Genomic DNA, 26,572 nt, shown 5'->3' on the forward strand with positions numbered 1-26,572 from the left:
CCGCTAGGCGAGTGCGGCGCGCGCAGGACCGGTCCGCAAGCGGCGGATGGCGATGCCGGCGACAGCCAGCTCGTGGGCGGCCCGCGATGCCGGCGGCAGCGGCGAGGGATCGAAGCCGTCCAGCCTGCGCTCGGCTTCGTCTAGATGACCAATCAGCAGCAGGCGCCGAACTTCGAGGTTGCGCGCATGCGCGGCGTTGACGCGGTCGCCATGCTTTTCAAGCGTCGCCCGCGCGGTGTCGAGTGCCTTGGCCGGCCAGGCGAGGTCGCGCGAGACGAGCGCGATCTCGGCCTCGGCGACGATACACCTCGCGCGGGCCACGGCCTCCCTCGGGCTGAATGCGTGCGCCGCCCTCTTGAGAAGAACCTTCGCCCTATTCAGGTCGCCAAGCTGCGCCATCGCGATACCGCGCAACGCAAGGGCCGGCGCATCGTCGCGCAGCGCAACCCGTTTCAAGGCGCCGAGCGGATCGCCCGCCGCGAGCGCATGCGCCGCGGCCGTGATCAGCGAGTCCATCGGAATCCCGTCACACTTGTCACTCCCATGGCTTCGACATCCGGCGCTAAGTCCATCTCACCAACCAGTCGTATCGAGAATGGCGACTGTAGCCAACCTGAGTTGCGACGCGCCTGAGTTGCGGCGCGATTATGCACTGAGCTCGAACACAACGATAAGCACTAGGAGAGACGCAATGAAGATCGAAGGCACAACTATCCTGGTGACTGGAGCCAATCGGGGCATCGGTCGGGCACTGGTCGAGGAAGCCCTGAGCAGAGGCGTAAAGCGCGTCTATGCCGCAACCCGCCAAGCCATGGCTCACCCCGACCGGCGTGTAACGTCCCTGACCATGGATGTAACGAACGCCGCGCAGATCCGGGAGGCCGTCGAGAAAATCGATGCTCTCGATATCCTCATCAACAACGCCGGCGTATCGCCCTTCGACGACCTCAGCGACCGTCGCGTGCTCGAACAACAGCTCGCGGTAAACCTCTTCGGCGCGTATGACGTGACCCAGGCTCTGCTGCCGTTGCTGGCCCGGTCGCGGGGAGCCATCGTCAACATTCTGTCGCTGGCCTCGATTGCCGCCGTGCCGTTCAGTCCGGCTTACTCGATCTCGAAGGCGGCCTCGTTCTCACTGTCACAGTCGTTGCGCACCCTCTTGGCCGGACGGGGTGTCAGCGTCCACAGGGTCCTTCCCGGCCCCGTGGACACGGACATGACACGGGGCCTGGACATCCCGAAGGCCTCTCCGGAGTCTGTTGCGCGAGCGATCCTGGACGGCGTGGAGAACGGCGAGGAGGAAATCTTCCCCGATCCCATGTCGGAATCCGTGGCGGAGGGTTGGCGCAGCAGTGCGGTCAAGGCGCTTGAACGCCAGTTTGCAGCCTATGCGGAAGCAAGCCCGTCAAGTGAAGCAAGCCCGTCAAGCAGTGGGCACGAAAGAAGCAGCGAAACGATTACCCGCGAGGCCCATCCTTGCTGCTCGGCCTGAAATTGCGGACGCTTGTGCAGGGGGCGGCGGCATCGCCGCTCTGGGCGGAAGCGAATCCCCACAAGCGAAACGGAGCATCATTTTCGCTTGTCGAAATGCGCTTCAGCTTCTTGTCGCCTGATACGCCTCTGATATCGCCGCCGGGCGAAAAAGACGATCAAGTCTGCCAGCCAACCTGGAGCATTGAGATGGAGCAAGGCATCACGCGCGCTATCAATTTGCCGACCATTCATCGCTACATTGGAAAAATCCGAGGGTTCCGTTTGTCGAGCTTCGACCCATTGACGAATACTCGCCCCGTCCGGCAGTTTCGCCGCAAAAGCCAGTTCACGTCTCATGCAAACCCACTCCACCCGGTGGCGCAATTCCTCCTCATAGCCAATGCCTCGCTGATGGAGACGCGCATGCGTCGCCTCATGCACTATCGCGCTGGCGATCTGGTCGGTCAGCGTGTGCTCGCCTAGAACAAATCGCCGATCAAGCTCGCAAGTCGAAGTCGATTTCACAAATTGCGCAGCGGCACCTGGATTGATTGTGATCCAGATCCGTTTGAGATCGCGGACCAGACGGCTGTATCGAACAGGGTCAAATTCTTGAATCAATCGCAGCGCGGCGGCAACCTTATCTGCATCTTTCCCACCGCTCTCGCCATTATAGAAAACTGGCAACCCATCGATCGTTCTCTTGTCGATCGACTTTATAGCCAACCAGCTGAAAACACGGATCACTATCTCTGAACCACGCCGCTTTTCAGTCTTCTCCGGATGGGGCAAGACTTTCCTCAGTTGCGGTCGTCGGGGAAACTTGGAATAGGCATGAACTCGACGCCGTCGTCGGCGAGGCTCTTGGCCTCGTCCAGCGTCGCCTCGCCATAGATGCCGCGCGGATCGCTTTCGCCGAAATGGATCTTGCGCGCTTCCTCGGCGAATTTGTCGCCGACATAGTCGGCATTCTCGCGCACCTTGTCGGCCATGGCCTTGAGCTGCGCCAGCGCCTGCTTCTGCGCCTCGCCCATGGCCAGCGCGATGCTTTCGCGCTTGCGCCCGGTGGAGACGGCAGGCGCCATCAGCGCCTTGTCGACCCTGTGCGAGCCGCAGGTCGGGCAGTCGACGAAGCCGCGCTTCTTCTGGGTGTCGAAATCGTCGTTGCTGCGGAACCAGGCTTCGAATTCGTGCTCGTGTTCGCAGATCAGGGAAAAGCGGATCAAGAGGCGGCACCCCTGAGACGCGGCGCCTGCGCCAAACCGGCGTTTACGGCAAAATCGCGTGCGTTTTTGAGATTCGGTATCTTCTTGCGCGCTGCGACCGACTGCGCCGGGTCGATTTCGGCGACGATCACCGCCGGCTCGTCATGCGCTGCTTCGGCGATGATGCGGCCCCAGGGATCGACGATCAGCGAATGGCCATAGGTTTCGCGACCGTCTTCGTGCACTCCGCCTTGCGCGGCGGCGACGACATAGGCGCCGTTCTCGATGGCGCGCGCCCTGAGCAGCACATGCCAATGCGCTTCGCCGGTCTGGCGGGTGAAGGCGGCGGGCACCGCAAGCAGATCGGCGCCGGCCAGCGCCTCGGCGCGGAACAGCTGCGGGAAGCGCAGATCGTAGCAGACGGCAAAGCCCAGCTTCGCGCCATCGATTTCGGTGACGACAGCCTCCGTGCCCGGCTCATAAGCGGCGGATTCGCGCCAGCTCTCGCCATTGTCGAGATCGACGTCGAACATGTGGATCTTGTCATAGGTGGCAATCGTGGCGCCGTCAGGCCCGAACAGAAGTGCGCGGTTGGCGAGCTTGCCGTCGGCGCGCAGAATGGCGGTCGAGCCGATATGCAGGAAGATGCCGAGTTCGTTGGCCAGCTTCCGCGACGTCGAGACGATGATGTCTTTGTCTTCGGAGGTGAACGAAGCGGCCCGGGCTTGGCTGTCGCGGATCAGCGCGCCGGTCATTTCCGGGGTCTGGATGTAGCTCGCGCCCAGGCCTGCCGCCTCGCGCACCAGCCGTTCCAGATCGACCGCATTGCGCTCCGGGCTGGTTCCCGAACGCATCTGGATCGCCGCCGCCTTGAAACCAGTCATCGTCATGTCCTTACCTGGCCGAGCCGTTGGCGAGCAATCTGTCCAGCCGTCCTTCCGCCTCCAATTCGTGGAGATCGTCGGAGCCGCCGACATGCGTGTCGCCGATGAATATCTGCGGAAAGGTGGAACGGCCGTGAGCCCGGGAGATCATCTCCTGGCGCAGCTCCGGCGAGAAGGAGGCGTCGTGCTCGGTGTAGGCGACACCCTTCCTGTCGAGCAGCCGCTTGGCCGCAGTGCAATAGCCGCACATCATCCGCGTGTAGATCGTCACATCGACCATCGGTCAGCAACCCTGCCTCGTTCCGCTGTCATATAGGCTATATAGGCGCCGATTCGTCGGCCCGAAAGTCCCCCGGCAGCACGCGCGCGAAGGTCAGTACGTCGACTGCGCCGGCACCGCCCTTTTTTAACGCCCTGGCGACCGCACGGACCGTGGCGCCGGTGGTGTAGACATCGTCGATCAACAGCACCCGGCGGCCGGCGATTTCGATCTCCGCTTCATCAGGCACTGTGAATGCGGCGCGCACATTTTCCTCGCGTTCCCGCCGCTCCAGCCCGACCTGCTGGCGCGTGAGTTTGACGCGCTTGATGGCTGATGGCGCGAAGGGCCGATCGCCGAGCTGCGCCACCGCCCGCGCCAGTTCCGCCGACTGGTTGAACTGCCGCCTGAAGAAGCGCCGCCAGTGCAGCGGCACCGGCACGACCACGTCGGCCTCGGCGATGAGCTCGGCACCGGCGCGAAGCATCCAGCGCGCCATCCACGGCGCCAGATCGGTGCGGTCCTGGTATTTCAGCCCTTGCACCATCTGGCGGGCCACGCCGGAATAGGCAACCGCCGCGCGCGCGCGCTCGAATGGCGGCGGGTCGGCTATCGCCTCCGCCGACAGGAACCCCTCACCCATATTGTGGGTGAACGGCGTGCCCATCACCGGGCACCATGGCCGTTCCAGCAGCCTGAGTTTCGGCCAGCAGGCGCCGCACAACACGCCGGGTTGCGAGACATGGCGGCGGCAGCCGGCGCAGACCGGCGGGAACAACAGGCGCGCCGGCCAGCCCAATGCCTTGCGGGCAATGCTCTTGATCGCAATACGCTTGATCTCCGGCATGGGATCGGCCACGTGGTTGGTCCTCCGCATCACTATATCAGAGAGCGAAGCACAAGGACCTGCCCATTGCAGCTTGTAATCGACACCTCGCTCTGGCTGGCGCACAAGCGTCGGGCACTGGCCCGCCCTATCGCCGGGGCGGATTTCCTCATGCGGCGGGCGGCCGAGGATCTTGCCGACCGGCTCGGCGCCGTCGAACGCAAGTTCGGCAAGGCGGCCTCATTGTTTTGCCAGACGCCGGCAGCAGCAGAGGTGCTCGCAGAAAGCGGCAAGGTAGCGGAAAACGTGCGCGTCGAGGCCGACGCCGCTTTCCTCGACGGCCGGCCAGGAGTGGTGGCGCCGTTGGAAACCGTGCCATTCGAGCCGGAAAGCCTCGATCTCGCTGTCTCGCTGCTGTCGCTGCAGGCGATGAACGACATTCCCGGCATGCTGGTGCAGATCCGCCGGGCGCTAAAGCCGGACGGGCTTTTCCTCGGCGCCTTCGCCGGCATAGGCACGCTCTCCGAACTGCGCGAAAGCCTGCTTGCCGCCGAGACCGAGCTCTACGGCGGCGCCAGCCCGCGTGTGATCCCGTTCACCGATGTCCGCGACGCCGGCGTGCTGCTGCAGCGCGCCGGCTTGGCGCTGCCGGTTGCCGACGTCGAGACGATTACGGTGCGCTACGATTCCCTCTTTGGCCTGGTCGCCGACCTGCGCGCAATGGGCGAGACCAGCGCGCTTGTCGACCGCAGCAGACGGCCGGGCACCCGAGCGCTGTTCGCGCGCGCCGCCGAAATCTATGCGGAGCGGTTTTCGGACGCCGATGGCCGCGTCAGGGCGAGTTTCTCGGTGGTCTGGATGTCAGGCTGGGCGCCCGATGCCTCTCAGCAAAAACCGCTGAAGCCGGGCTCCGCAAAAATATCGCTGAAGACGATCCTGGAAAACCCCAGCGGCCCCTGAGCATATCCCTGCGCAAAAGCTAGGCGTAGCCCCTGCGCAACAGCCGAGCGAATCACTGCGCAAATGCGTTGGCAAGCCTGCTGCTGTTGTCGCTGAACAGCCACTCGATCGCACCGGCAGCCTGGCCGATGCCTGTGACAATGGCAAGCGACAGCACGGCCACGATCAAACCATATTCGATAGCCGTCGCACCCCTCTCGTCTTCTAAAAATCGTTGCAGCAAGATTTTCATGGGCGCCCATCCCTCTTGCCGGAACCTAGCGCCGACCCGTTAAGAAAGGTTAACGTGACAGGCTTAACGCGCGGTGAAACAGCTGCATTCCAATGCATGTCGCGCAAAAGTGTGCAGCGGTTTTGCGATAACGACATGCATCGAAACATAAGCGCGTCGCACGAGGCCGGTCGAACGCGACGCGCTTCAGATATCTGTTGAGGACGTCAGCAGTCACCGCTGCTTCTGCCATCGGCCCGAATGACGCAAACCGAACTGGGCAGCGGCTGCAGCACGCTCTTGCGCAGCGTATAGCTGTCGCGCTGGCCGATCGAGCCGGTGCTCATTGTATCAAGCCCATCGCGGGCAAACTGCGATCGGGTCCGGCTGTCGAGGTAGGGTGTCGCGATCAAGGCCAGAGCCACCGCGGCCGAGCCGAACAAAAGGGCGATGCGCAATATTCCCATGCCAGCATTGGCGGCGCCAGGAAGGCGATCGGGCCAAGGCAAGTCCCAGTCCTTGTCGAAGCTCATGCAAATCGCTCCCCAGCGGTGGAATCGGCGTAACCGCTTTGCGTCAATTTTTCACGGCCAGATAAATCTTTCATTAACGCTGCTGATATCGCTTCGCGGAGCTGCCCGGTTTATGGGAGATCGGCCGTTACAGCAGATCGATGAGGAACTGGATCAGCGGGGCATCGGCCGGCGGCATTGGAAAATCGCGCATCTGGCGCGGCCGCACCCATTTCAGCACCTGCCGTTCCTTCGGCTGGGCAATGCCGCGGAAGCGACGGCAGACGAACAGCGGCATCAGCAGGTGAAAATCATCGTAGGAATGGCTGGCAAAGGTGAGTGGTGCCAGGCAAGGGATATCGGTCTCGATGCCGATCTCCTCATACAGTTCGCGGATCAGGCATTGTTCCGGCGTTTCGCCGGGCTCGACCTTGCCGCCCGGAAACTCCCATAGGCCGGCGAGTTGCTTGCCTTCGGGCCGCTGCGCCAAAAGCACGCGCCCGTCGGCATCGACTAGCGCGCAGGCCGCAACCAGGAGCAGGCGCTTGCCGAGCGTGTCTGAGCCGCTCATGCGCCTTGTGGCCGGCGATAGTGATAGCGATAGACTTCGTCGAATCCGAGCGAACGGTAAAGCGCCAGCGCCGGCGCGTTGTCCGCCTCGACTTGCAGCCAGGCTTCCCGCGCCCCGCGCAGTCGCGCCCATTTCAGCGCCGATCGGATGAGGTGGCGGCCATGGCCCTGGTTGCGCACCGATCTGTCGGTGGCGATCTCGAACAGCCCGGCAAGGTCGCCGTCATGCACGCAGATCAACGTTGCCAGCGGCTCGCTGCCGTTCTCCAGCGCAAACAGCCCGGCCTCCGGCTGGATGGCGCCAATGATCTCCGACAGGCCGGGCCGTAGCGACACGTCCGAACCGCTCACCTTGAGCGCTGCGCCGATGAAACGGCTGATGTCCTTCAACGGAATCTGGTCCATGGCGTCGTCGAGCATGGCGTCCGCCAGCGGCAGCCGCATGACCAGCGACTCCGCGAATGTGCTCCAGCCCTCGCCGTCGAGGTACTTTGAGAGGTCCGGCCCAGACAGCGGCGAGACGCGAAAGGTCAGCGGCCTGCCATAGGCGTCGAAGCGACGGCTGGCGCGGCCGATGCGCTCGGCAATGTGCTGAATGTCGCCCGGATCGAGCGGATTGACCGAATTCAGCCGCTTGGCCGGATGGCCGGCCGTCAGCCGCACGACCCAGGTGCCGTCATAATGGACGGCGGCCGCCGGCCAGGCGCGAAAGCCAGCCGCCTCGTAGCGGCGCACGATCGCCAACACGCTTGCCGGATGTCTGGAAGCCAATGTCATCAGCTCCGATAATCGCCATTGATGGCGACATATTCCTTGGTGAGATCGCAGGTCCACACCGTCGCCTTGCCGCGGCCGATGCCGATATCGGCGCGGATGCGGATCTCGTCGCGCTTCATATACGCCGAAGTCGCCGCTTCGGAATAGGCGGCGTCGCGCTCGCCCTGATATGCCAGGCGGTTGTCGCCGAACCAGATCGACAGAAGGTCGCGGTCGGCCGGTTCGCCGGCCTTGCCGACGGCCATGACGACACGGCCCCAATTGGCGTCCTCGCCGGCGACTGCCGTCTTGACCAGCGGCGAATTGGCGATCGACAGCGCGATGCGCTTGGCCGAGCGGGCCGATTTGGCCCCGGTGACGGTGACCTCGACCTGCTTGCGGGCGCCCTCGCCGTCGCGCACCACCTGTAGCGCCAGCGACTTCAACACCTTGCCGAGGGCACGGCGGAACGCGCCGAGGCGCGCATCCTTGGGGTCGGAAATCGCCGGCGCGCCACGCCTGGCGGCAGCAGCTGTGGCGAACATCAGCAGCGTGTCGCTGGTCGAGGTGTCGCTGTCGACGGTGACCGCGTTGAAGGTCTTGGCCGTGCCGCGCGACAAGAGATCCTGCAGCGCCGGTGCTGCGATCGGCGCATCGGTGGCGATGAAGGAAAGCATCGTCGCCATGTCGGGCGCGATCATCCCCGCGCCCTTGGCGATGCCGTTGATGGTGACGTCGGCATTGCCGAGCTTGACCGTCGCGGTCGCCAGTTTGGGATAGGTGTCGGTGGTCATGATTGCCTTGGCGGCTTCGGTCCATAATTCCGGCTTGCCGTCCTTGATCAGCCCGGCCAGCAGGTGGCTGAACTTACCAGTATCGAGCGGTTCACCGATGACGCCGGTCGAGGCCAGGAACACCTCGCCTGGCGTGCAGCCGGCCGCCTTCGCCGCCGCCTCGCCCGTGAGTGCGGTCGAAGCGCGGCCCTTCTGGCCGGTAAAGGCATTGGCATTGCCGGAATTGACGACCAGAACGCGCGCCTTGCCCGCCGTGAGGTTTTGCCGGCAGAAGTCGACCGGCGCCGAGGGGCATTTCGACCTGGTGAACACCCCGGCGACGGTGGTGCCGGCGTCGAACACCATGGCCAGCAGATCGGTACGGTTCTTGTATTTTATGCCGGCCTCGGCGGTGGCGATGCGCACGCCCTCGATGGTCGGCATCTTGGCATATTTCTTCGGCGCGAGCGGCGAAACCTGTGCGGACATGGAAGACCCCGGGCGGGAAAATCGCGAAAGGAACGCCGGTTTGCCCGATAGCGCGCGTCGGCGCAAGCCGTTTTCACAGCCGTTACGGGTGCCGGACGCCTGACACTGCCTCATGCCGCAAGCAGGGCTGTTGCAAATTTGTTGGCATCGCTGCGGCCGATAGCGCTATGATCCTGCCCCATGGGCAGGCTTGTGGTCTTGGCACTGGCGTTTCTGGGCTTTCTGCTGCTGCGCGCGGATGCGCAGACGGCGCGGCGCGTGGCGCTTGTGGTCGGCAACGGCAGCTACGCCAAAGCCGGCACGCTGGCCAATCCCGTCAACGATGCGCTCGACATTGCCGACAAGCTGCGCGCCATCGGTTTCGAAGTGATCGAAGGCAACGATCTCGGCAAGCGCGAGCTCGAACGCAAGATCGGCGAATTCTCCGATGCGCTGCAGGGCGCCGGTGCCGGGCTGTTCTACTATGCCGGCCACGGCCTGCAGGTCGACGGGCGCAACTTCATCGTGCCGGTCGACGCCAGGCTGGACATGCCGGTCAAGCTGCAGCTCGAGGCGGTGCCGATCGACGAGGTCCTCGACATCATGGAGCAGCAGACCAAAGTCAGCCTGGTCTTCCTCGATGCCTGCCGCAACAACCCGTTTGCCCGAAGCCTCAGCCGCAGCGCCACGACGCGCTCGGCGACGGCTCTCGCCGGCCTCGCCCAGTTCGAGTCGACACGCGGCTCGTTCATCGCCTTCTCGACGGCGCCCGGCGCCGTCGCAATGGACGGGACGGAGCGCAACTCGCCCTTCGCCGCCGCACTTTTGCGGCATATGGCGGAACCCGGACAAAGCATCAACGACATGATGATCGCGGTGCGCCGCGATGTCGTTTCCGCAACGCGCGAGGCGCAGCGTCCCTGGGAGCAGGGATCGCTGCTCGAGCGTTTCGAATTTGTGCCGGGCGGAGACAGTGCCCAGCAACCGAAACCGGCCGTCACCCCGGCGCCCGCGTCTGAGGTCGCAGCGCTCGAACGCTCCGTCGGCGACAAGGGCGCCATCGAGCAGTTTCTGCGCCACGACTATCTGGCGCCTGATGCCAAGGCGATGCGCGAGACCGTCAAGCGGCTTTACGGTGCGTCGGCCACCATCTACGGCACGCGCTACGACAGCGAGGCCATCGTCAAGGTCAAGACTGACTGGTTCGCGCAATGGGCGTCGTGGTCGTTCGGTCTTGAGCCCGGCAGCCTTGAGGTGACGCCGCACGGCAAGGACCGCGCCGATGCGGTTTTCGCCATGACCTACGATTATGTGCCGAAGGACCACTCGGCGCAGCGGCTGACCGGCAAGGCACGGGTCATGCTGGAACTCGTGCTGGCCGACGGCGAGTGGCGCGTTGCGTCGGAAACGTCGCAGGCGCTGGAATGAACATCACCGGACCGCTGGGTTAATGAACCCGCGAAACGCCCGCTGCACGCCCGGAATCAGTCCCCAGATCATGATCGAGACCATCAGCGGCGCGATGACCAGTGTACGCTGCCAGATTTGCCACTCCTTGGTCAGCGGAAAAACCATGTACAAAATGGCAGTGATCAGCGGGTAGACGCCGAGCAGCACCAGCAGGGCGAAGCGCAAGCGCGAAAACGCGTGGCGACAGTCGAGGTCATTGCTGTTCTCCTTATCGTTACGGAACGTTCCGTTACATATGAAACGGATCGTTTCGTTTCGTCAAGGGGCTGTGTATGATGGCTGCTGAGATCATCGGCAAGGAAGACGAGATGGGCGAAACCACCGATCCCGGGCGCAAATCAGCCGGCGCACGGCGCAGCCCCGAAAGCGCCGATGCCATTCTCGATGCCGCCGAAGCGGTACTGGTCGAAGCCGGCTATTCCGGCTTCTCCATCGAGGCGGTGGCGCGGCGGGCGCGCGCCGGAAAACCGACGATCTATCGCTGGTGGCCAAGCAAGGCCGCTCTGCTGCTCGACGTCTACCAGCGGCAAAAGCGTGTCGACAATCCCGACACCGGGAACCTTGAGCAGGACCTCGTCGGCTTCCTGAAGAGCTTGTTTGCGCACTGGCGCGACACATCGTCGGGCAGCGTGTTCAGATCGCTGATTGCCGAGGCGCAGTCGGACGAAAAAGCGGCCGCCGCCCTTGCCGAATACGCGAGAGGCCGTCGTGTCCACACCGGCCAGATGGTCGAACGCGCCAAGGCAAGGGGAGAGGTGGCAGCCGATGTCGATGCCACTGTCGTCGCCGACCTGATCGCCTCGTACGCCTGGACGCATCTTCTGACGAACCGCCTCGACGAGGACGAAGCGACGCTGCACAGGGCGGTCGGCTATGTCTTGAAAGGCATCGTCGCTGGCGATGCCGGCGATGCCACGGCGGTCCGGCGGCGGCGTCGACGCATCATCGTTCGCCCTACCAAATAGAAGCGACAGGGCGGCAGCGCGCCCTGTCGTAGCTCAATCTGGCCTATTTCGCGCTTTCCAGTGCGTCGACCGTCTTCTTCAGGTTGGCATCGGGGATGTCGACCTTGGCGTTGGCGCGCAGCGACTTGACCAGCGCGAAATACTTGTCGCGGATGACCGCCTGGCGGGCCTGGTCCTTGACCTCGTCGAAGGCCGGCGGCTGCTTGGTGCGCTTGTCCTCGACCTTGATGACGTGCCAGCCGAACTGCGACTGTACCGGCTGCTCGGTGTATTTGCCGACCGCCAGCGCAAACGCCGCCTTGTCGAATTCCGGCACCATCTGGCCAGGCCCGAACCAGCCGAGATCGCCGCCGCTGGTCTTGCCGCTCGGATCGCTGGTGTGCTCGTTGGCAAGCTTCTGGAAATCGGCACCGCCGTCGAGCTGCTTGATGATGGCGTCCGCCTCTTCCTTCGTCTTCACGAGGATGTGACGGGCGTGCACCTCGTTGGTGGGCGGCGTGTTGGCGATTTCCTGGTCGTAGCGGGCGCGGACCTCGGCATCGGTAACTTTGTTGACGACGCCCTTCTCGACCATTTCGCCATGCAGCGCGCGCTGCTGCAGGAATGCCATGCGGCGCTGGAAGTCGGGATCCTTGTCGAGGCCGGTGGTCACCGCCTGGGCCGCCATCACGCGGATTTCGATCGCCGCCGACAGCGCCGCGGCGCGGCGCTGCTCGGGCGGAAGCTGCGCGAACTGCTGCGACAGCTCGCCCTCGGCAAGCCCAAGGTCTGCCTCGGTCAGCGTCTGGCCGTTGATGGTGGCGACCACGGCGTTCGGATCGACCGGCTTGGCCGCCGGGGCGGGTGCCGCCGGCTGGGCAGGGGCGGCTTCCTGCGCCATCAACGGCGACAGCGAGAGGGCCGACAGCCCGAATGCCAGACCAAGGCTGGCGAGCGACGCGCGGCGGAACAATACAGACATTACGATTATCTCCAAAGCGGGGTAGCTAGAGCGGAATGGCTTCCAGACCAGCAGGATTGTGGCGGAATTTGGCGCGGTCGACAGGGCGAGCGCGGCGTTGACATCGAATGAGCCCCCTCTTATCTGTCCAACGACTTTGCGTCCAGAACCGTTTTCCGGGCGCTTTTTGCGTTTGTCCGCGTTCACGCGGATTTGATGGGGGCCGGCCGGCGCCCGTCGCAATGACTTGGAATGCTATCGAAAGGGCCATTGGATGGTCAGTCTCGGCGGTCTCGCCCGTAAGGTTTTCGGCTCCTCCAACGATCGTCGGGTCAAATCGACCCGGCCGCGCGTCGAGGCGATCAATGCCATGGAAAACGAGATGCGGGCGCTTTCCGACGCCGAGCTTCAGGCCCGCACCGACAAATTCCGCCAGGACATCGCCAACGGCGCCAGCCTCGACGACCTTCTGGTGCCGGCCTTCGCTACCGTGCGCGAGGCCGCCCGCCGCGTGCTCGGCATGCGGCCGTTCGACGTGCAGCTGATCGGCGGCATGGTGCTGCACAATGGCGGCATCGCCGAGATGCGCACCGGCGAAGGCAAGACGCTGGTGGCGACGCTGCCGGTCTACCTTAACGCGCTCGCCGGCAATGGCGTCCATGTCGTCACCGTCAACGATTACCTGGCCACGCGCGACTCCGAATGGATGGGCCGCGTCTACAAATTCCTCGGCCTCAAGGTCGGCGTCATCGTCCACGGCCTGTCCGACGAGGAGCGCCGCGTCGCCTACGCCGCCGACGTCACCTACGCCACAAACAACGAGCTCGGCTTCGACTATCTGCGCGACAACATGAAATACGAGCGCGCCCAGATGGTGCAGCGCGGTCACAGCTACGCCATCGTCGACGAAGTCGATTCCATCCTGGTCGACGAAGCCCGCACGCCGCTGATCATTTCCGGTCCGCTCGAGGACCGTTCGGAAATGTACAACACCATCGACACCTTCATCATCCAGCTGCAGCCGCAGGACTACGAGATCGACGAGAAGCAGAAGACCTCGATCTTCACCGAAGAAGGCACCGAGAAGCTGGAGAACATGCTGCGCGATGCCGGCCTGCTCAAGGGCGAGTCGCTCTACGACGTCGAGAATGTCGCCATCGTCCATCACGTCAACAACGCGCTGAAGGCGCACCGGCTGTTCCAGAGGGACAAGGACTATATTGTCCGCAACGGCGAGATCGTCATCATCGACGAGTTCACCGGCCGCATGATGCCCGGCCGCCGCTATTCGGAAGGCCTGCACCAGGCGCTCGAGGCCAAGGAGCATGTGGCGATCCAGCCGGAGAACCAGACGCTCGCCTCAGTCACCTTTCAGAACTATTTCCGCCTCTACAAGAAGCTGGCCGGCATGACCGGCACGGCGCTGACCGAGGCCGAGGAATTCGCCAACATCTACAATCTCGACGTCACCGAGATCCCGACCAACCTGCCGGTCATCCGCATTGACGAGGACGACGAGGTCTACCGGACGGTAGAGGAGAAATACAAGGCGATCGTCAAGGAGATCAAGGAAGCCCGCGCCAAGGGCCAGCCGACGCTGGTCGGCACGACTTCCATCGAGAAGTCGGAGCAACTGGCTGAACGCCTGCGCAAGGAAGGTTTCAAGGATTTCGAGGTGCTGAACGCCCGCCACCACGAGCGCGAGGCGGCGATCGTCGCCCAGGCGGGCAAACCGGGCGCCATCACCATCGCCACCAACATGGCCGGCCGCGGCACCGACATCCAGCTCGGCGGCAATGCCGACATGCGCATTGCCGAGGAGCTTGGCGACATGCCGGCCGGCCCCGAGCGCGAGGCCAGGGAAAAGGACATCCGCGACGACATCGCCCGGCTGAAGGAAAAGGCACTCGCCGCCGGCGGTCTTTATGTGCTCGCCACCGAACGCCATGAATCGCGCCGCATCGACAACCAGTTGCGCGGCCGCTCGGGCCGCCAAGGCGATCCCGGCCGCTCGAAATTCTTCCTGTCGCTGCAGGACGACCTGATGCGCATCTTCGGCTCCGAGCGCATGGACGGCATGCTGCAGAAACTCGGCCTCAAGGAAGACGAGGCAATCATCCATCCGTGGATCAACAAGGCGCTGGAAAAGGCGCAGAAGAAGGTCGAGGCGCGCAACTTCGACATCCGCAAGAACCTGTTGAAATATGACGACGTCTCGAACGACCAGCGCAAGGTGGTGTTCGAGCAGCGCATCGAGCTGATGGACGGCGAAGGCTTGTCCGAGACCATCACCGAGATGCGCGAAGGCGTCATCGAGGAGATCGTCGCCAAGAACATTCCCGAAAACGCCTATGCCGAGCAGTGGAACGTCGCCGGGCTCAAGGCCGAGATCGCCGAATTCCTCAATCTCGATCTGCCGGTCGAGGACTGGGTCAAAGAAGAAGGCATTGCCGAGGACGACATCCGCGAGCGCGTCAGCCAGGCTGCCGAAGCCGCCGCCAAGGAGCGCGCCGAGCGCTTCGGCCCCGACGTGATGACCTATGTCGAGCGTTCCGTGGTGCTGCAGACGCTCGACCATCTGTGGCGCGAGCACATCGTCAATCTCGACCATCTGCGCTCGGTCGTCGGCTTCCGCGGCTATGCCCAGCGCGATCCGCTGCAGGAGTACAAGGGCGAGGCGTTCGAGCTGTTCCAGGCGATGCTGGGCAATCTGCGCCAGGCCGTCACCGCGCAATTGATGCGCGTCGAGCTGGTCCGCCAGGCGGCGGACGCGCCGCCGCCCGAGGCCCCTGACATGTTCGGCAGCCATATCGACGGCAGCACCGGCGAAGACGATTTCGACGGCGGCGAGACGGCCGTGCTGGTCCGCCAGGAAAGCAACGCCATCGTCGCCCCCGAAGACCGCGACCCGAAGAACCCGGCAACCTGGGGCAAGGTCGGCCGCAACGAGGCCTGCCCGTGCGGGTCGGGCAAGAAGTACAAGCACTGTCATGGGGCGTTTGCGTAAGGCTGCGCTTTCCTTCTCCCCGTGATGGGGAGAAGGTGCCCTAAGGCGGGGCGGCACGGACGTCTGCGACTAGCCAATCTCCCCACCTGAGGGGGAGATGGCCGGCAGGCCAGAGGGGGGCGGTGTCCCGCCGACACCAAAATACGCATTTCGAATTTTCTGTATCTCGACCGGCGGTGGTGTTTGAGTTTGAAATCTAATAGCCGGGTGACGCACGCGCTGATGTCCGCGCTTCATGAAGATCGGAACCTGCTAAAGTGGGTAAAGACACTACTTTGATTCAATAACCCCGTTCGAGGTCGATCTTGTTGGACAGAGGCTCTCCTCTGGCGACTTGACCGCAGAGATCGGCGGCCTGGTCGATTCCAGAATCCACCCAGAAGCTCGCGACATGAGGTGTGACGGTCACCTTGGGATGAGTCCACAACGGCGATGAAGCCTCCAGCGGTTCACGCTCAAACACGTCAAGACAAGCACCAGAAAGCTGACCTTCGTCGAGAGCGCGGATCAGGTCGGCTTCGTTGACATGCGCGCCCCTGCCGACATTCAAAGGTAGGCACCTCGCTTCATTTTTCCAAAGGCACTCAAGTTCAGTATCCCACGAGTCTCACCAGTCAGGGGAAGTGAACAGATAACGTAGTCCCGACTTGTGAGTGCGCCCGCAAGCTGGGCACGGCCAAAGTAACTGTGTATGCCAGGAAGCGTCTTTTGATGACGAGACCAGACTGCTGTGTCGTAGCCAAAGTCCGCAAACAGCTTTGCGGCCCAGCCACCGATCCGGCCCGCACCAAGCACAACTATTCTTGTCTCGGAGATCTTCCGCGGCGCGATCGGATTCCACAACTTGCGGGCTTGTAGACTCATGTAATCCGCAACATGCCGTTGCTGGCAGAGAACGCGAAGGACGATGTACTGCACCACTTCCGAAGCCTGCTCACGCGTTGCGAGCCTGATGAGCGGAACACTCTTGGGAAAGCTCTGAAGATCAATACCCTCGACACCGGCTCCCAAATAGACGACGGCGCTTAGCCCCGTCATGGCATCAAAAAAGCCAGGACTGGCGCCCTTGTCGATCAGCACAATATCTATGTCACTTTTGTTCCCGGCGTCTGGCCAAAGCCTGAACTCCAGCTGCGGCACACGGGTTTTCAGCTCAGCAGCCCACACTTGTGCATCAATGTAGTCAGGATACTCATTGACCATCAGAACGGTAATGGGCTCGCCTAACACTTCGCCCCTCCCAGATTCAGGTAATCAGGCATCCACCGGATTACCGTTCTGTTGAGACTGAGGTTTGCGCAAACTGGCACCAGTTGCAAGATCAGACCCCGGCAAAAATGGCGTTGGTGATCCGCCAAAGCCGTGATGTCTGCCCGCTGCTGGCCGAGGATGTCGATTTCGCTTTCTTCAAGGCATAGTTCTCCCCTTGTTTTGCTGAAACGCATGACAACCGGGCCGGTCACGCCGGTGATGGATGGGGCGATGGCCGGAGTTCCGCGATCAGCCGCAGGATGTCGGTGAAGAGTTGCCTCGGGATAGCGACCTCCGCATCTGGAAGGCGACATAACGCCCATGGCTGATAACCTCGGCAACGATCTTGATGAGCTTCTTTGTGAGCTGGTAAGTGGTGCCAGAACATCCTTCCTGGCCTTTAGGTCCGGTTGGCATTCTTAGTTCTCCGCATGGCTAAAGACGACAGCGCCGTTGTCCTTACGAACTTCAACGGACACGATTCCATCGTCACCCTTTCGGGTTTGGAACATGGAGGTTGCATGATCTTTCGCGGTCTTCTCGTCGTCGAAGATCACCTTGTCGACGATGCCCTGCCTTCCATACCAAATGACAGTGTAGACCATTGTTGCTGCCATGCGTTCCGCTAAGCATATAGGCGTTTTCGCATATGGGGCAAACGAGATAGGCGTTTCCGCGTATTTCAAACTGAGACACTAAAGAGCAGGGTGAAGGGTTGCGCGAATGATGAATATGAAGCAGCGCGCCGCCCCTCATCCGCCTGCCGGCACCTTCTCCCCGTGAACGGGGCGAAGGAACACCCACCCAACCGTTTCTTAATGTGTTTTCGCTACACGCATAGCCAGAAAAGAAGCGGAAAACGGAGTGTGATCGGGGTGCGCTTTTCCGCGGCGACGACAGCCGGGCGGTTCCTGCCGCAGCGCTTTGCGCTGCGCATAAGGCCGCTGCTTGGCCTGATCGATGCCGTGCTGTTCAGCGCCGGCGAGCGCGGCGAGGCCGGCCGCATGTCGCTGATCGCCTTTTCGGTCCGCATCGTCAGCGCCGTCATCGCCTTCGTCAGCCAGGTCTTGATGGCGCGCTGGATGGGCTCGTTCGAATACGGCATTTTCGTCCTCGTCTGGGTAACGATGGTCATCGTCGGCAACCTCGCCTGCCTTGGCTTCCACACCTCGGTCATCCGCTTCATTCCCGAATATCGCGAGCGCGGCATGCTGGCCGAATTGCGCGGCATCGTGCAGGCCAGCCGGCTGTTCGTGCTGGTTGCCTCCACGGCGATCGCCGGGCTCGGCGCGCTCGGCGTCTGGCTGCTGTCGCCCTTTATCGAAGACTATTATGTCGTGCCGTTCATCCTCGGCATCATCTGCCTGCCGATGATCGCCATGTCCGATCTTCTGCAAGGGCTGGCGCGCGCCAATTCCTGGGCGCTGTTTGCGCTGTCGCCGACCTTTCTGGTGCGGCCGCTGCTGATCCTGGCGTTCATCGCGCTGATGCTGCTGGTCGGCTACGCGCCGGATGCCAAAACGGCGATCTTCGCCGCGATCGCCGCCACCTATGCCACCACGCTCGGTCAGCTCATCGGCGTCACTTCACGCATGGACAGAAGGATCCCGGCCGGGCCGATGAAGCTGCATTTCGGCCAGTGGTTCATCGTCTCGCTGCCGATCTTCCTGGTCGAGAGCTTCTTCTTCCTGCTCACCAATGCCGACGTGCTGATGGTGGGCGCCTATCTCGATCCCAACGACGTCGCCGTCTATTTCGCCACCGTCAAGACGCTGGCGCTGGTGCATTTCGTCTATTTCGCGGTCAAGGCCGGTGTCGCCCAGCGCTATGCGCAGTTCACTCATGGCGAGCCGCAAAAGCTCGCCGCCTTTGCCCGCGAGACGGTGTCGTGGACGTTCTGGCCGTCGCTGGCGATGGCGCTGCTGGTGCTGACGCTGGGCGAGCCGATGCTGACCCTGTTCGGCCCGGAATTTGCCGCCGGCTATCCGCTGCTGTTCCTTTTGGTGTTCGGCGTCGTCGCTCGGGCCGCCGTCGGCCCTTGCGAAAGCCTGCTCACCATGAGCGGCAACCAGAATATCTGCGCCGCCGTCTACGCCATGACCCTGGCCTTCAACATCGCCCTCAACGTCGTGCTGATCCCGCTCTTCGGCCTGTGGGGCGCGGCGATGGCCACCGCCTTCGCCATGATCTTCGAGGCCGGCGCGCTGTCCTTCACGGTCTGGCGCAAGCTCGGCATCGTCATGGTGATTTTCGTGCCCGCCAAAGGAGCCGCCTGATGGCTGCCGTCCCCTTGCTCGAGGAAACCAGCGGCGGCCCGGCCGGTGCCATGGTGTCCGGCCTTGCCGGGCTTGCCCGCGAAGCTGATCCCGCCCATATCGAGATCCTCGCCAACAACCGGCCCGAGCGCAAGCTTGCCATCTATCCGGCCTCCGCCGGCTTCGACCTGGTCGAGGAGCTCGACTATCTCTGCACCCGCACGATCGAGCCGAACGTCTTCTTCAATCCGCGCTTCCTGGCTCCGGCCATGCCCAGGCTCGAGGACCGCGAGGTGCGGCTGGCGGTCATCCGCGACGGCGACCAGTATCGCAACCGGCTGCGCCTGCTGGTGCCGTTTTCGGTCGAGCGGCCGATGGTGCCGCTCGGGGTTCCCGTCATGCGCACCTGGTCGAGCCCGTTCGGCCCGATCGGCACGCCGCTGGTCGACCGCGACGATCCGATCGGCGTCATCGAGGATTTCTTCTCGATGCTGTCCAGGCCGCATCTCAAGCTGCCGAAGGTCTTCGTGCTGCCCGACATAAGGCTGGATGGCCCGGTGGCCAGCCTGCTCGCCAGCGTCGCCGAGACGCGCGGCCTGACGCTGGTCACCACCGGCAAGGCCGACCGCCCGGTGCTCGAAAGCGAGCTCGACGGCGAGGCGTATCTGAAGGCTTCGCTGCGCGCCCACCATTATCGCGAGTTTCGCCGCCTGAAGCGCCGCCTCGCCGACCTCGGCCGGCTGGAGCATGTCGTGGCGCGCGGGCCCGACGAGATCCGCCACGCCATCGAAAATTTCCTGACATTGGAGGCCGCCGGCTGGAAAGGCCGCGAGCGCACCGCCATGGCCATCGACCGCTACCGCGCCGCCTTCGCCCGCGAGGCGGTGCACCGGCTGGCCGAGCAGGATCTTTGCCGCATCCATTCGCTGACGCTCGACGGCCGCACCATCGCCTGCCTGGTCGTCTTCGTCGAGGCCGGCGTCGCCTATACCTGGAAGACCGCCTATGACGAGACGCTCGCCGCCTATTCGCCGGGCACGCTGCTGATGATCGAGGTGACCAGGCAGCATCTCGACGACCCCAACATCATGATGACCGATTCCTGCGCGGTGCCCGACCACCCCGTGATGAGCCGGCTGTGGAGCGAACGCAAGCCGATGGGCACGCTGGTGATCGGGCTGACGCCGGACGCCGACCGCCCCGCCCGCCAGGCGGCCTCGCAGCTTCACCTCTACCGCGAGACCCGCAACATGGCGCGCCTGCTGCGCAACCGGATGAGAAGCCTGCTGCGGCGACGGTAGCGCATCGGGTCCAAAGGGGGACCCGGCCCAGCCGACCGTCTCCGCACCATCGACCTGCTCGGGCCTAGGTCGTCAGGGTTAATTCTCCCGATCAGCGGAAAGGATTAGCATCGACGCAGTCCCAACAGGGATGAGGCGATCAATTACGGCCGCGCGTCCAGCATCACTGCCGCCTCGGTCCTGCACGGCCAGAAGAAAAATCTGGGAGGAATGCATGACGAAAACAACTCACCTCAGGCGTCTCGGTATCCTCACATTGGCAGGTCTCGTCGGCGCGTGTCTGAACGCCGCCGCTCCTCGGGCCGCCGAACCCGACAAGGCCGAGATCGATGCCCTGCGTAAATCGCTGTCCAGGTATGAAGACTACAAGGTTGCCATTCGCGAGCTTTATCTGTCGACGGTTGGATGCGTCTTCTACAGCGGCGAAAAGGTAGAGGGAGCGATGGACTACCCGAAGGGCGCGATGGGCATCCATTTCGTCAACGTCACGACTGTCGGCCCGACCGCGGATCCGACGCGCCCCAATGTGCTGATCTATGAGCCGGTCGGCGGCGAATTGCGCCTGGTCGGTGTGGAATGGCTCGTGCCCTTGACGCCGGACACCAAGGAGCCGCCGAAGCTCTTCGGCCAGACATTCATGGGGCCTATGGAGGGGCATTATCCGCTCATCCCGAAGGAGTTCCACCACTACGACCTTCACGCCTGGCTGTTCAAGGAGAACCCACTCGGAATGTTCAGCCCGACGAACCCGGACGTGAAATGCGACAATTATGCGTTTCCGATGCCGGAGCAGCCGACCAAGATGGTGCCGGGGCCGATGTGATAGCGGCTCGGGCTGCGATCCGCAGCTTGCCAGGAAGGGCTGCCGGATCTCAGACGTTATCCCAGAGGACGCTCCTGGGATAACGCCCAAGTAACCTCTCGAGGTTTCCCGGAAGAAAATGGTGCCCTCAGCCCGGATCGAACCGGCGACGCATCGGCAGCCTAGGGCAATTTCGCCATAGCGCATTCGCTGCGGGGCCGTTGGGCTCGCAGCGCGGTCGCCTATGACTTTGCGGGCATGGCTTGGACGAAAGCCGCCATCTGGCGTTCGAGCGCCTTGAACGCGCTGCCGCGCCAGCTCTCGGCCATGGACGCCGATTTTGGATCGGGGAAAATTTCCTCCTCCCCTCGCGCCATGCCGTCCAGGATACCTTTCGCGACGCTCTCCGCGGAGCTCTTCGGTATGTCGGCGTCTCTGCTCATGTCGGTGTCTATGGGACCAGACAGGACCGCATGAACGCTCACGCCACGAGCGCCGGCGAGAGCACGTAGCGATTGCGTCATGGAGAACGCGGCGGCCTTCGACAGCGAGTAGGACGGAATAATGGGGAAGGGAACGAGGGCCGCTTCCGACAGGATGTTGACCACGGCGCCGCGCGAACGCGTGAGCAGCGGCAGCAATGCGTGGGTTACGCCGTGCACGCCGAGCAGGTTGACGGCGAGGTGTCGCTCGAGCGCAGCACGATCGCCGAGGTCGTCGTAGAGCCCGATGCCAGCATTGTTGATGAGGATATCGAGGGACCCGATCCGCTCGACAGCCGCCCCAATCTGCGCCGTATCGGTCACGTCCAGGATCAGCGGCGTGATACGCTGATCCGCGTGGGCGAGCGGTTTGCGCGCGCCAGCATAGACGCGCTTGGCACCCCGCCTCAATATTTCCTCGACCAGCGCCTTGCCGAGGCCGCGGTTGGCCCCGGTTACCAGAACGGCCTTGTCTGTGACTTCCATCGATTTTGGCACGGCGATCTCTCCTCCTACTTGCATGAATGCAAGCCATTCGTTCTTGCATCATGCAAGTAGGTTATAGGTTTCTGTTCCATGCTTGGATGCCGTCCCCCTTTGCGTTGCTCCAGGGCAGCCGGCACCGGCACCGTCGCCGGGCGAACCCTTGCAATCAGGACCCGACTTCCAATGTCGTGTAGGAGATCGGCGATGGGCGCTCCAGGAAGGCGCCGGTTATGGCCGAGACGAAATTCTTCGCGTCCGCCGAGCGTAGAAAAGCGTCGCGCTCCTGCTTCGATATCCAGCGCTCGACGCAGATCGTAACATGGGGCTCCGCCTCCGAGCGAAAGACGCTGTAGTCGATGCATCCGCTTTGCCTGCGGGCCGCCCCTGCTACGTCCCGCAGGGCATTCCGCACCTTGCTCTCGATGCCGGGCTTCGCCGCTGCCGTCGTCATGACGATCATCTCGGCGCCATCGCTCGCTGTCTTGCGCTCGAGGCCGATGTTCTCGTTTTGCGGCACGACCGTTGGATTGGCGTTCTCTTCGCCCTTGTTGGGCTGCCCCTTGCCCGTCGAAATCAGGTCGCGAAGACTCGCGACATAGAAGCGCCAGGAGTCATGGCAGACGTCGTAGCATTCTTCACTCGGCTTCAGCCCGACATGGGTGAAGCGCAGCTCGGTACCCTTGTCGGTCGGCGCGATCTCGAAGACCACGTCCGTGCCGGTCCACTCGGTCGCATCCTTGACGAAGTTGAAGTAGTTCTGGACGACGTGCCAGACGACCTTCTTGCCGGGCACAAGCTCCGTAACCTTGAAGGTACCGCGGTGGATATCCTTGAAGTGATAGTAGAATATCGCACCGAGCTTGTTGGTATCGCCGTCGATGTCTTCGGACCACCAGGCGCGCGGATTGACAACCGCCGCAAAAAGCTCTTCCGGGCTTTGCTCAACGACAAATGACGTCGTGTAATCTTCATCCTTTTTCATGACATATCTCCTGTCTGGATCCGACGGTTGATGGGCACCCAAGTCTCGGGCGATGAAGTGAGCGACGCTCTCTCGAGCTCCATCGCTTGCATCATGCAAGCACAATGCATACTTGCATGATGCAAGTCAACAGGGTATGTTCACGCCATGCTTGGTCGTCTTTATGAAAAACAGAACTGCTCGGCCTCACGCGCCCTGGAGCTGGTCGGCGAGCGCTGGAGCCTGTTGATCCTGCGCGACGCGATGTTCGGCGGCTACACGCGCTTTTCGCAATTCCAGAAGAGCCTGGGGATTGCCACCAACATCCTGGCCAAGCGCCTCGAGGATTTCGTCGAGGCCGGCCTGATGGACCGTCGTCCGGGTGCCGCCGGCGAGCAGGCCGAATACGTCCTGACCCGAAAGGGGCTGGAATTCAAAACGGTCATCATCGCGCTGACCGAGTGGGGCGACAAATGGGTGCGGCCCGGACCCATCTTCTACTGCGACCAATCCGACGGCAGGCCCGTCGAGGTGCAATTGCGCCGCGCCGACAATGGCAAGCGGGCCGATTTCGCCGACGTCGTGGCGGCCCTCCGCTAGGCACGGCGGCGGGTCCGGCCCGCAGCACGATCCAAGACGAAGCTGTTTCGAATTGTGCCATAAATGTTACCGCATAGCTCACCTCTCCAGGTTGCATCTGTGGCTCGGGTCTGGTGGATAGTCCGCGGGAGGAAACATGTCCGTCGGACAGCGATCGACTTTGCGGCAGCGTCTTTTTGCGTTTCTCGTCGCCGGCCTTGGTGGCCTCGCGGCGGCCGCCGCGTCATTCGCAATGACGGTGTATGACGCATCCAACTCGCGGCCAACTCCAACGGTCGCAGCCGGCGAGCCCATCGACACCGGGCGCTGGGTTATTACGTTTCGCGGTGCCCGAACCGGCTCGGTTCCGCCGCCGGGAACCGAGCCGTCCCAGCCGAAGACCTTTTTGATGGTCGAATTCGACCTCGACAACCGCTCGGCGGCGACCAGCAACGCCTTCGCGTCCATGTTTGACATCGACCCGCCGATCACGGACGTGCAGGCGCCGGCCTTCTATCTTGCACGCGACAAATGGATCGCAAGCGGCGTCCATCCCGGCATACCGGAACACATGATCGCCGCCTGGGAGTGGCCGAAGGCGCAGCCGCTGCCGCAGGATCTGCGTCTCGTGGTGGGCAGCCAGATCTACAAGCGGCGTGACAATCTCTACGGCGGCTCGGGCTGGTTCGATCGCGATCCGGTCGCGATCGTGGCATTGCCGGTAAAGACCGAAATGGTCGTCGGGCCGGGGCAATGAGAACAGGTCTCAAGGAAACCGGCGCGATCATCTTCGCGGCGGCGATCCTCTACGCAATGCAGCGGACTACCCCGCTCTACAGCAACATCACCTCGCCCGTCTCGATTGCTGGCGAGCAGGGTAAGCGCACCGACGCACGCGCCTTCGCGCTGGCCGTCGGCGACGTGCATCTCGCGCGTACCGTAAGGATCGAGCGCTTTGGCCAGACCCGGACCTACACCACTTCCGGGGTCTGGGTCCTGGTCGAGGCCGCCGCCGAAGCAAAACGCGAGAGCCTGACCCTGACCTCCGCCGAATGGCTCGGCCCGAGCGGGTTGCGCTATTCTCTCAGCCAGCGCATTTCCACCATGCCGGCAATGCTGCCGGCAGAGCGGCTGGAGCCGGGACTGCCAAAGCCCGTGCTCATGGCTTTCGAAGTCCCGGAAAACGAACTTGCGGGCGGAACCGTGCTGGTCGCGCCATCGGCATTCACACCGCTGGGTGAAGAGGTCCGGGTGGCAATCACCGAACTTGCGGTGGGCGACATCCCTGGCGCCGTGACGATCCGCCGGAGCGATGGCCCGATGCCTTGGACGCTGGAGACCGAGTGATGGCGGAGGCCATTTCCCGTGCCGAGAGACGCCGCTACTGGCTGAGCCTTGCTGGGCTGGGCTTCGCCCTGCCGGCTGCAGTGCTGGTGCATTCCTGGGAAAGCCTGGAGGCATGGCGATCCGGTAGCGACCGCGACCCGATCGCGGTCGACAGGGGTGAGTCGCAGCGCTACGCCGGGGCCGAATGGCGGCTGACAACGCTGTCGCGCCTGCCCGGCGGCTCGGCAGATGAAGCCGTCGTGCTGGCCGAATTCGAGGCGAGGATCGAGGATCCTGGTCTCCTTGCAGAAAGCCCCTGCGCCGTTGTGCTCACAGACGCCGAAGGCCGCCGCTGGCTGCCTGCCTTCCTGACCCGGCCCGTCGTGCGCAAGATGCAGCCCGAGGCAGCCGACAAGCCCCGCTGCGGCGGGCTGGCCTTCCAGGGCGCCGGCACGCGCGGCACGGCGCGCATGGCCGAGACTTTCGTCATTCCGGCGACGGCAAGCGGCCTTGCGCTGTCGGTCACGCTGGCGAACGCCAGGCCGCGCCATCTGCTCTTCAGGTAGCGACCCTCAGCGGCTGCCGTTGCGCCGCCACCGCAAATTCAAGCACCGCCGCCAGCAGCGCGATCCTCAAGGCGTCGAGCACTATGCCGCCGTCAAGATCGCTCGGACTGCCGATGAACACGCTGGCGAAGCTGAAGACGACCTGCCATCTATCGAGGTCTGGCGCGCCGAGCGTCCGCGTCGCGCCAAACCACAGCCAGGCGCAAAGCCAGCCGACAGCCGGTAGGCGACGACGAAGGTGAGCAGCGTCGCGAGTCCTGCGCCGAGCGTGAGCTTGAGACAGGCCCAAATCGGCGCATAGCGCGAGCGGTAGCCGCCGAGGAAATGCGTGATGAAGTCGCTCAACCATTTGCGCCAGGTGGACCCGCGCGACGGCGGCGGCGCGGCCGCTGCCGAAGCGGCCGTCAGCTCGTAGCCGTTGATGATCGCCGCCATGACCAGCCAGACCATTGGCAGAAGCGCATAGAAGAACAGGCTTTGCGCCTGTTCCAGGATGCCGGGCTGCCTGAACTCGGCCGGCGTGAAGCCTTCGGCAGCGTGAGCGGCGATCGACAGGACAAGCGATCCTGCGCCCATGCTGAGTTCGCTGCGCAACGCACTAGCCCCGATCCAGGTGATGAACTCGTCCTTCCAGATATCGAGCGCATAGAGCCCGATAAAAATCCAGCTTGCATCCGCCGCCACGACGAGCAGCCGCCAGTAAGGCCTGCGCGCGCCTTTGTTCATGCGCTTCGCGAACCAGCGGACCAACCAGCAGCCGACAATCGACGCAATGAGGCCGCTGGAGCGCAGCAGGCCGAATATGTCGGCGCTTTCTCCCAGCGGAATGCGTTCGAGCGCCAGCCGCGAATATTCTCGCACACTGTCGCCGAGGAATCCCCATGCGGCGTAATAGGCGAAGAAGGGCAAGATGGCGGCCGCGGTCACCGCCAGCAAGTGGTCGGCGGGCTGGGATGTTTTCTCCTGTTTCGCACCGCTTGCCGACATTTGGCGAAGCGAGGCGAGTGCCGGCAGTCCCGGACGCAGGGCGACGAACATCGCCACGATGACCAGAAGCTTCGTCAGCACCACCAGCGAAAGCACAACCATCCCGCCGAGGGGATTGACGAGGCCCACCGTGACTGCCGCGTTGAGCAGGAGGTCGCGCGCTACATAGCCGATGGCGCCGAGAAGCAGCAGTTGCGGCCAGAAGCGGGCAATAAGACCCACGGTAAGGGAAAGAGGCCTGACAATATCGTCGGTCGTTGTCATGCCATGTGCATAGCCGAGCAAGACCGGCGCCTC

General features: G+C 63.4%; 27 protein-coding genes and 3 pseudogenes. 12 read left to right on the forward strand and 18 right to left on the reverse strand.

All coding sequences use genetic code 11. The annotated features are described in order from the left end of the window. Nucleotides 1-9: 9 nt before the first annotated feature. Nucleotides 10-516, reverse strand: a pseudogene (locus tag NKH71_RS24860) (helix-turn-helix domain-containing protein); the annotation flags it as partial. Between the two features lie 175 nt (nucleotides 517-691). Here NKH71_RS24860 and NKH71_RS24865 point away from each other — a divergent pair. Beyond that, nucleotides 692-1,492 carry an SDR family NAD(P)-dependent oxidoreductase gene (locus NKH71_RS24865; RefSeq protein ID WP_352591071.1) on the forward strand — a complete coding sequence of 267 codons (801 nt, stop codon included), beginning with the start codon at nucleotides 692-694 and terminating at the stop codon, nucleotides 1,490-1,492. 77 nt (nucleotides 1,493-1,569) lie between these two features. Here NKH71_RS24865 and NKH71_RS24870 read toward each other — a convergent pair whose 3' ends face one another. The 5 genes from NKH71_RS24870 to NKH71_RS24890 are packed head-to-tail and all read right to left on the reverse strand — an operon-like array spanning nucleotide 1,570 to nucleotide 4,680. Then, the gene (locus NKH71_RS24870) at nucleotides 1,570-2,265 is read right to left on the reverse strand and encodes a hypothetical protein (RefSeq protein ID WP_352591074.1); all 696 of its coding nucleotides are present in this window, start codon (nucleotides 2,263-2,265) and stop codon (nucleotides 1,570-1,572) included. Between the two features lie 8 nt (nucleotides 2,266-2,273). After that, on the reverse strand, nucleotides 2,274-2,699 hold the full coding sequence (locus tag NKH71_RS24875; protein ID WP_352895383.1) for a DUF1178 family protein: 426 nt from the start codon (nucleotides 2,697-2,699) through the stop codon (nucleotides 2,274-2,276). Then, the gene (locus tag NKH71_RS24880) at nucleotides 2,696-3,562 is read right to left on the reverse strand and encodes a carbon-nitrogen hydrolase family protein (RefSeq protein ID WP_352895384.1); all 867 of its coding nucleotides are present in this window, start codon (nucleotides 3,560-3,562) and stop codon (nucleotides 2,696-2,698) included. Before NKH71_RS24880 ends, NKH71_RS24875 begins: the two co-directional genes overlap by 4 nt. A 10-nt stretch (nucleotides 3,563-3,572) precedes the next feature. Further along, nucleotides 3,573-3,842 (reverse strand): glutaredoxin 3, encoded by a 270-nt coding sequence (gene grxC / locus NKH71_RS24885; protein WP_023721036.1) that lies wholly within the window; start codon nucleotides 3,840-3,842, stop codon nucleotides 3,573-3,575. 37 nt (nucleotides 3,843-3,879) lie between these two features. Then, entirely contained in the window at nucleotides 3,880-4,680 is an 801-nt protein-coding gene (locus tag NKH71_RS24890) for a ComF family protein (RefSeq protein ID WP_352847635.1), read from the reverse strand. A 54-nt stretch (nucleotides 4,681-4,734) separates the two neighbouring features. Here NKH71_RS24890 and NKH71_RS24895 point away from each other — a divergent pair, with 54 nt between their 5' ends. Continuing rightward, a complete protein-coding gene (locus tag NKH71_RS24895; RefSeq protein WP_352895385.1) occupies nucleotides 4,735-5,607 on the forward strand; it encodes a methyltransferase domain-containing protein in 873 nt (290 codons plus the stop codon). A gap of 52 nt (nucleotides 5,608-5,659) precedes the next feature. Here NKH71_RS24895 and NKH71_RS24900 read toward each other — a convergent pair whose 3' ends face one another. The 5 genes from NKH71_RS24900 to argJ form a co-directional block, all read right to left on the reverse strand. Further along, nucleotides 5,660-5,839, reverse strand: coding sequence for a Flp family type IVb pilin (locus NKH71_RS24900; protein ID WP_023721039.1), 180 nt, complete (start codon nucleotides 5,837-5,839; stop codon nucleotides 5,660-5,662). A 206-nt stretch (nucleotides 5,840-6,045) separates the two neighbouring features. After that, nucleotides 6,046-6,351, reverse strand: a complete 306-nt coding sequence (locus tag NKH71_RS24905; protein WP_023721040.1) for a hypothetical protein — start codon at nucleotides 6,349-6,351, stop codon at nucleotides 6,046-6,048. Nucleotides 6,352-6,478: 127 nt separating this feature from the next. Beyond that, nucleotides 6,479-6,901 carry a (deoxy)nucleoside triphosphate pyrophosphohydrolase gene (locus tag NKH71_RS24910; RefSeq protein ID WP_352895386.1) on the reverse strand — a complete coding sequence of 141 codons (423 nt, stop codon included), beginning with the start codon at nucleotides 6,899-6,901 and terminating at the stop codon, nucleotides 6,479-6,481. Beyond that, complete coding sequence (locus tag NKH71_RS24915) at nucleotides 6,898-7,677, reverse strand: GNAT family N-acetyltransferase (protein ID WP_352895387.1); 780 nt, start codon at nucleotides 7,675-7,677, stop codon at nucleotides 6,898-6,900. Before NKH71_RS24915 ends, NKH71_RS24910 begins: the two co-directional genes overlap by 4 nt. Next, the gene (gene argJ / locus NKH71_RS24920; protein WP_352483539.1) at nucleotides 7,677-8,918 is read right to left on the reverse strand and encodes a bifunctional glutamate N-acetyltransferase/amino-acid acetyltransferase ArgJ; all 1,242 of its coding nucleotides are present in this window, start codon (nucleotides 8,916-8,918) and stop codon (nucleotides 7,677-7,679) included. Before argJ ends, NKH71_RS24915 begins: the two co-directional genes overlap by 1 nt. 180 nt (nucleotides 8,919-9,098) lie before the next feature. On the opposite strand from argJ, the gene NKH71_RS24925 reads away from it, so the two are divergent. Then, complete coding sequence (locus NKH71_RS24925; protein ID WP_352895388.1) at nucleotides 9,099-10,325, forward strand: caspase family protein; 1,227 nt, start codon at nucleotides 9,099-9,101, stop codon at nucleotides 10,323-10,325. A gap of 3 nt (nucleotides 10,326-10,328) precedes the next feature. On the opposite strand, the gene NKH71_RS24930 is transcribed toward NKH71_RS24925, so the two are convergent. Continuing rightward, complete coding sequence (locus tag NKH71_RS24930) at nucleotides 10,329-10,532, reverse strand: putative antibiotic biosynthesis monooxygenase (protein WP_352895389.1); 204 nt, start codon at nucleotides 10,530-10,532, stop codon at nucleotides 10,329-10,331. A gap of 143 nt (nucleotides 10,533-10,675) precedes the next feature. Here NKH71_RS24930 and NKH71_RS24935 point away from each other — a divergent pair, with 143 nt between their 5' ends. Further along, the gene (locus NKH71_RS24935) at nucleotides 10,676-11,332 is read left to right on the forward strand and encodes a TetR/AcrR family transcriptional regulator (RefSeq protein ID WP_352483567.1); all 657 of its coding nucleotides are present in this window, start codon (nucleotides 10,676-10,678) and stop codon (nucleotides 11,330-11,332) included. A gap of 43 nt (nucleotides 11,333-11,375) precedes the next feature. Here NKH71_RS24935 and NKH71_RS24940 read toward each other — a convergent pair whose 3' ends face one another. After that, nucleotides 11,376-12,293: a peptidylprolyl isomerase gene (locus NKH71_RS24940; RefSeq protein ID WP_023721047.1), complete on the reverse strand. Its 918-nt coding sequence runs from the start codon at nucleotides 12,291-12,293 to the stop codon at nucleotides 11,376-11,378. 253 nt (nucleotides 12,294-12,546) lie between these two features. Between NKH71_RS24940 and secA the strand changes: the two genes are divergently transcribed. Continuing rightward, nucleotides 12,547-15,279: a preprotein translocase subunit SecA gene (gene secA, locus NKH71_RS24945; protein ID WP_023721048.1), complete on the forward strand. Its 2,733-nt coding sequence runs from the start codon at nucleotides 12,547-12,549 to the stop codon at nucleotides 15,277-15,279. A 280-nt stretch (nucleotides 15,280-15,559) separates the two neighbouring features. On the opposite strand, the pseudogene NKH71_RS24950 reads toward secA, so the two are convergent. Then, nucleotides 15,560-16,482 (reverse strand): annotated as a pseudogene (locus NKH71_RS24950) (2-hydroxyacid dehydrogenase). A gap of 467 nt (nucleotides 16,483-16,949) precedes the next feature. Continuing rightward, the gene (locus NKH71_RS24955; protein WP_031194557.1) at nucleotides 16,950-17,135 is read right to left on the reverse strand and encodes a hypothetical protein; all 186 of its coding nucleotides are present in this window, start codon (nucleotides 17,133-17,135) and stop codon (nucleotides 16,950-16,952) included. 270 nt (nucleotides 17,136-17,405) lie between these two features. Here NKH71_RS24955 and NKH71_RS24960 point away from each other — a divergent pair, with 270 nt between their 5' ends. From NKH71_RS24960 to NKH71_RS24970, 3 genes are all read left to right on the forward strand, one after another. Further along, entirely contained in the window at nucleotides 17,406-18,806 is a 1,401-nt protein-coding gene (locus NKH71_RS24960) for a lipopolysaccharide biosynthesis protein (protein WP_352641410.1), read from the forward strand. Then, complete coding sequence (locus NKH71_RS24965; RefSeq protein WP_352641392.1) at nucleotides 18,806-20,086, forward strand: GNAT family N-acetyltransferase; 1,281 nt, start codon at nucleotides 18,806-18,808, stop codon at nucleotides 20,084-20,086. Before NKH71_RS24960 ends, NKH71_RS24965 begins: the two co-directional genes overlap by 1 nt. 214 nt (nucleotides 20,087-20,300) lie before the next feature. After that, the gene (locus NKH71_RS24970; protein ID WP_023721053.1) at nucleotides 20,301-20,909 is read left to right on the forward strand and encodes a hypothetical protein; all 609 of its coding nucleotides are present in this window, start codon (nucleotides 20,301-20,303) and stop codon (nucleotides 20,907-20,909) included. Between the two features lie 221 nt (nucleotides 20,910-21,130). On the opposite strand, the gene NKH71_RS24975 is transcribed toward NKH71_RS24970, so the two are convergent. Together NKH71_RS24975 and NKH71_RS24980 are read right to left on the reverse strand one after the other, a co-directional pair. Further along, entirely contained in the window at nucleotides 21,131-21,868 is a 738-nt protein-coding gene (locus NKH71_RS24975; RefSeq protein ID WP_352495603.1) for an SDR family NAD(P)-dependent oxidoreductase, read from the reverse strand. A 154-nt stretch (nucleotides 21,869-22,022) separates the two neighbouring features. Next, nucleotides 22,023-22,838 (reverse strand): antibiotic biosynthesis monooxygenase, encoded by an 816-nt coding sequence (locus NKH71_RS24980; protein ID WP_352789498.1) that lies wholly within the window; start codon nucleotides 22,836-22,838, stop codon nucleotides 22,023-22,025. 147 nt (nucleotides 22,839-22,985) lie between these two features. Here NKH71_RS24980 and NKH71_RS24985 point away from each other — a divergent pair, with 147 nt between their 5' ends. The 4 genes from NKH71_RS24985 (at nucleotide 22,986) to NKH71_RS25000 (ending at nucleotide 25,288) form a co-directional block, all read left to right on the forward strand. Next, nucleotides 22,986-23,417 carry a winged helix-turn-helix transcriptional regulator gene (locus tag NKH71_RS24985; RefSeq protein ID WP_023721056.1) on the forward strand — a complete coding sequence of 144 codons (432 nt, stop codon included), beginning with the start codon at nucleotides 22,986-22,988 and terminating at the stop codon, nucleotides 23,415-23,417. 136 nt (nucleotides 23,418-23,553) lie between these two features. Further along, the gene (locus NKH71_RS24990; RefSeq protein WP_352895390.1) at nucleotides 23,554-24,153 is read left to right on the forward strand and encodes a hypothetical protein; all 600 of its coding nucleotides are present in this window, start codon (nucleotides 23,554-23,556) and stop codon (nucleotides 24,151-24,153) included. Next, complete coding sequence (locus tag NKH71_RS24995; protein ID WP_023721058.1) at nucleotides 24,150-24,743, forward strand: hypothetical protein; 594 nt, start codon at nucleotides 24,150-24,152, stop codon at nucleotides 24,741-24,743. The genes NKH71_RS24990 and NKH71_RS24995 overlap by 4 nt, the downstream gene beginning before the upstream one ends. Then, complete coding sequence (locus NKH71_RS25000) at nucleotides 24,743-25,288, forward strand: hypothetical protein (RefSeq protein ID WP_352789504.1); 546 nt, start codon at nucleotides 24,743-24,745, stop codon at nucleotides 25,286-25,288. Before NKH71_RS24995 ends, NKH71_RS25000 begins: the two co-directional genes overlap by 1 nt. On the opposite strand, the pseudogene NKH71_RS25005 reads toward NKH71_RS25000, so the two are convergent. After that, nucleotides 25,281-26,539 (reverse strand): annotated as a pseudogene (locus tag NKH71_RS25005) (hypothetical protein). The gene NKH71_RS25000 and the pseudogene NKH71_RS25005 overlap by 8 nt on opposite strands. Nucleotides 26,540-26,572 lie beyond the last annotated feature (33 nt).

Source organism: Mesorhizobium sp. M0983 (assembly GCF_040318975.1).
In the GTDB taxonomy this organism is placed as follows: Bacteria; Pseudomonadota; Alphaproteobacteria; order Rhizobiales; family Rhizobiaceae; genus Mesorhizobium.

What these genes read in the sequence shown, in the direction of transcription:
- NKH71_RS24865 (WP_352591071.1), top strand. Translation starts at nt 692, where the DNA reads ATGAAGATCGAAGGCACAACTATCCTGGTGACTGGAGCCAATCGGGGC.
- NKH71_RS24880 (WP_352895384.1), bottom strand. Translation starts at nt 3,562, where the DNA reads ATGACTGGTTTCAAGGCGGCGGCGATCCAGATGCGTTCGGGAACCAGC.
- grxC (WP_023721036.1), bottom strand. Translation starts at nt 3,842, where the DNA reads ATGGTCGATGTGACGATCTACACGCGGATGATGTGCGGCTATTGCACT.
- NKH71_RS24900 (WP_023721039.1), bottom strand. Translation starts at nt 5,839, where the DNA reads ATGAAAATCTTGCTGCAACGATTTTTAGAAGACGAGAGGGGTGCGACG.
- NKH71_RS24905 (WP_023721040.1), bottom strand. Translation starts at nt 6,351, where the DNA reads ATGAGCTTCGACAAGGACTGGGACTTGCCTTGGCCCGATCGCCTTCCT.
- NKH71_RS24910 (WP_352895386.1), bottom strand. Translation starts at nt 6,901, where the DNA reads ATGAGCGGCTCAGACACGCTCGGCAAGCGCCTGCTCCTGGTTGCGGCC.
- NKH71_RS24915 (WP_352895387.1), bottom strand. Translation starts at nt 7,677, where the DNA reads ATGACATTGGCTTCCAGACATCCGGCAAGCGTGTTGGCGATCGTGCGC.
- argJ (WP_352483539.1), bottom strand. Translation starts at nt 8,918, where the DNA reads ATGTCCGCACAGGTTTCGCCGCTCGCGCCGAAGAAATATGCCAAGATG.
- NKH71_RS24925 (WP_352895388.1), top strand. Translation starts at nt 9,099, where the DNA reads ATGGGCAGGCTTGTGGTCTTGGCACTGGCGTTTCTGGGCTTTCTGCTG.
- NKH71_RS24935 (WP_352483567.1), top strand. Translation starts at nt 10,676, where the DNA reads ATGGGCGAAACCACCGATCCCGGGCGCAAATCAGCCGGCGCACGGCGC.
- NKH71_RS24940 (WP_023721047.1), bottom strand. Translation starts at nt 12,293, where the DNA reads ATGTCTGTATTGTTCCGCCGCGCGTCGCTCGCCAGCCTTGGTCTGGCA.
- secA (WP_023721048.1), top strand. Translation starts at nt 12,547, where the DNA reads ATGGTCAGTCTCGGCGGTCTCGCCCGTAAGGTTTTCGGCTCCTCCAAC.
- NKH71_RS24955 (WP_031194557.1), bottom strand. Translation starts at nt 17,135, where the DNA reads ATGGTCTACACTGTCATTTGGTATGGAAGGCAGGGCATCGTCGACAAG.
- NKH71_RS24965 (WP_352641392.1), top strand. Translation starts at nt 18,806, where the DNA reads ATGGCTGCCGTCCCCTTGCTCGAGGAAACCAGCGGCGGCCCGGCCGGT.
- NKH71_RS24970 (WP_023721053.1), top strand. Translation starts at nt 20,301, where the DNA reads ATGACGAAAACAACTCACCTCAGGCGTCTCGGTATCCTCACATTGGCA.
- NKH71_RS24980 (WP_352789498.1), bottom strand. Translation starts at nt 22,838, where the DNA reads ATGAAAAAGGATGAAGATTACACGACGTCATTTGTCGTTGAGCAAAGC.
- NKH71_RS24985 (WP_023721056.1), top strand. Translation starts at nt 22,986, where the DNA reads ATGCTTGGTCGTCTTTATGAAAAACAGAACTGCTCGGCCTCACGCGCC.
- NKH71_RS24990 (WP_352895390.1), top strand. Translation starts at nt 23,554, where the DNA reads ATGTCCGTCGGACAGCGATCGACTTTGCGGCAGCGTCTTTTTGCGTTT.
- NKH71_RS24995 (WP_023721058.1), top strand. Translation starts at nt 24,150, where the DNA reads ATGAGAACAGGTCTCAAGGAAACCGGCGCGATCATCTTCGCGGCGGCG.
- NKH71_RS25000 (WP_352789504.1), top strand. Translation starts at nt 24,743, where the DNA reads ATGGCGGAGGCCATTTCCCGTGCCGAGAGACGCCGCTACTGGCTGAGC.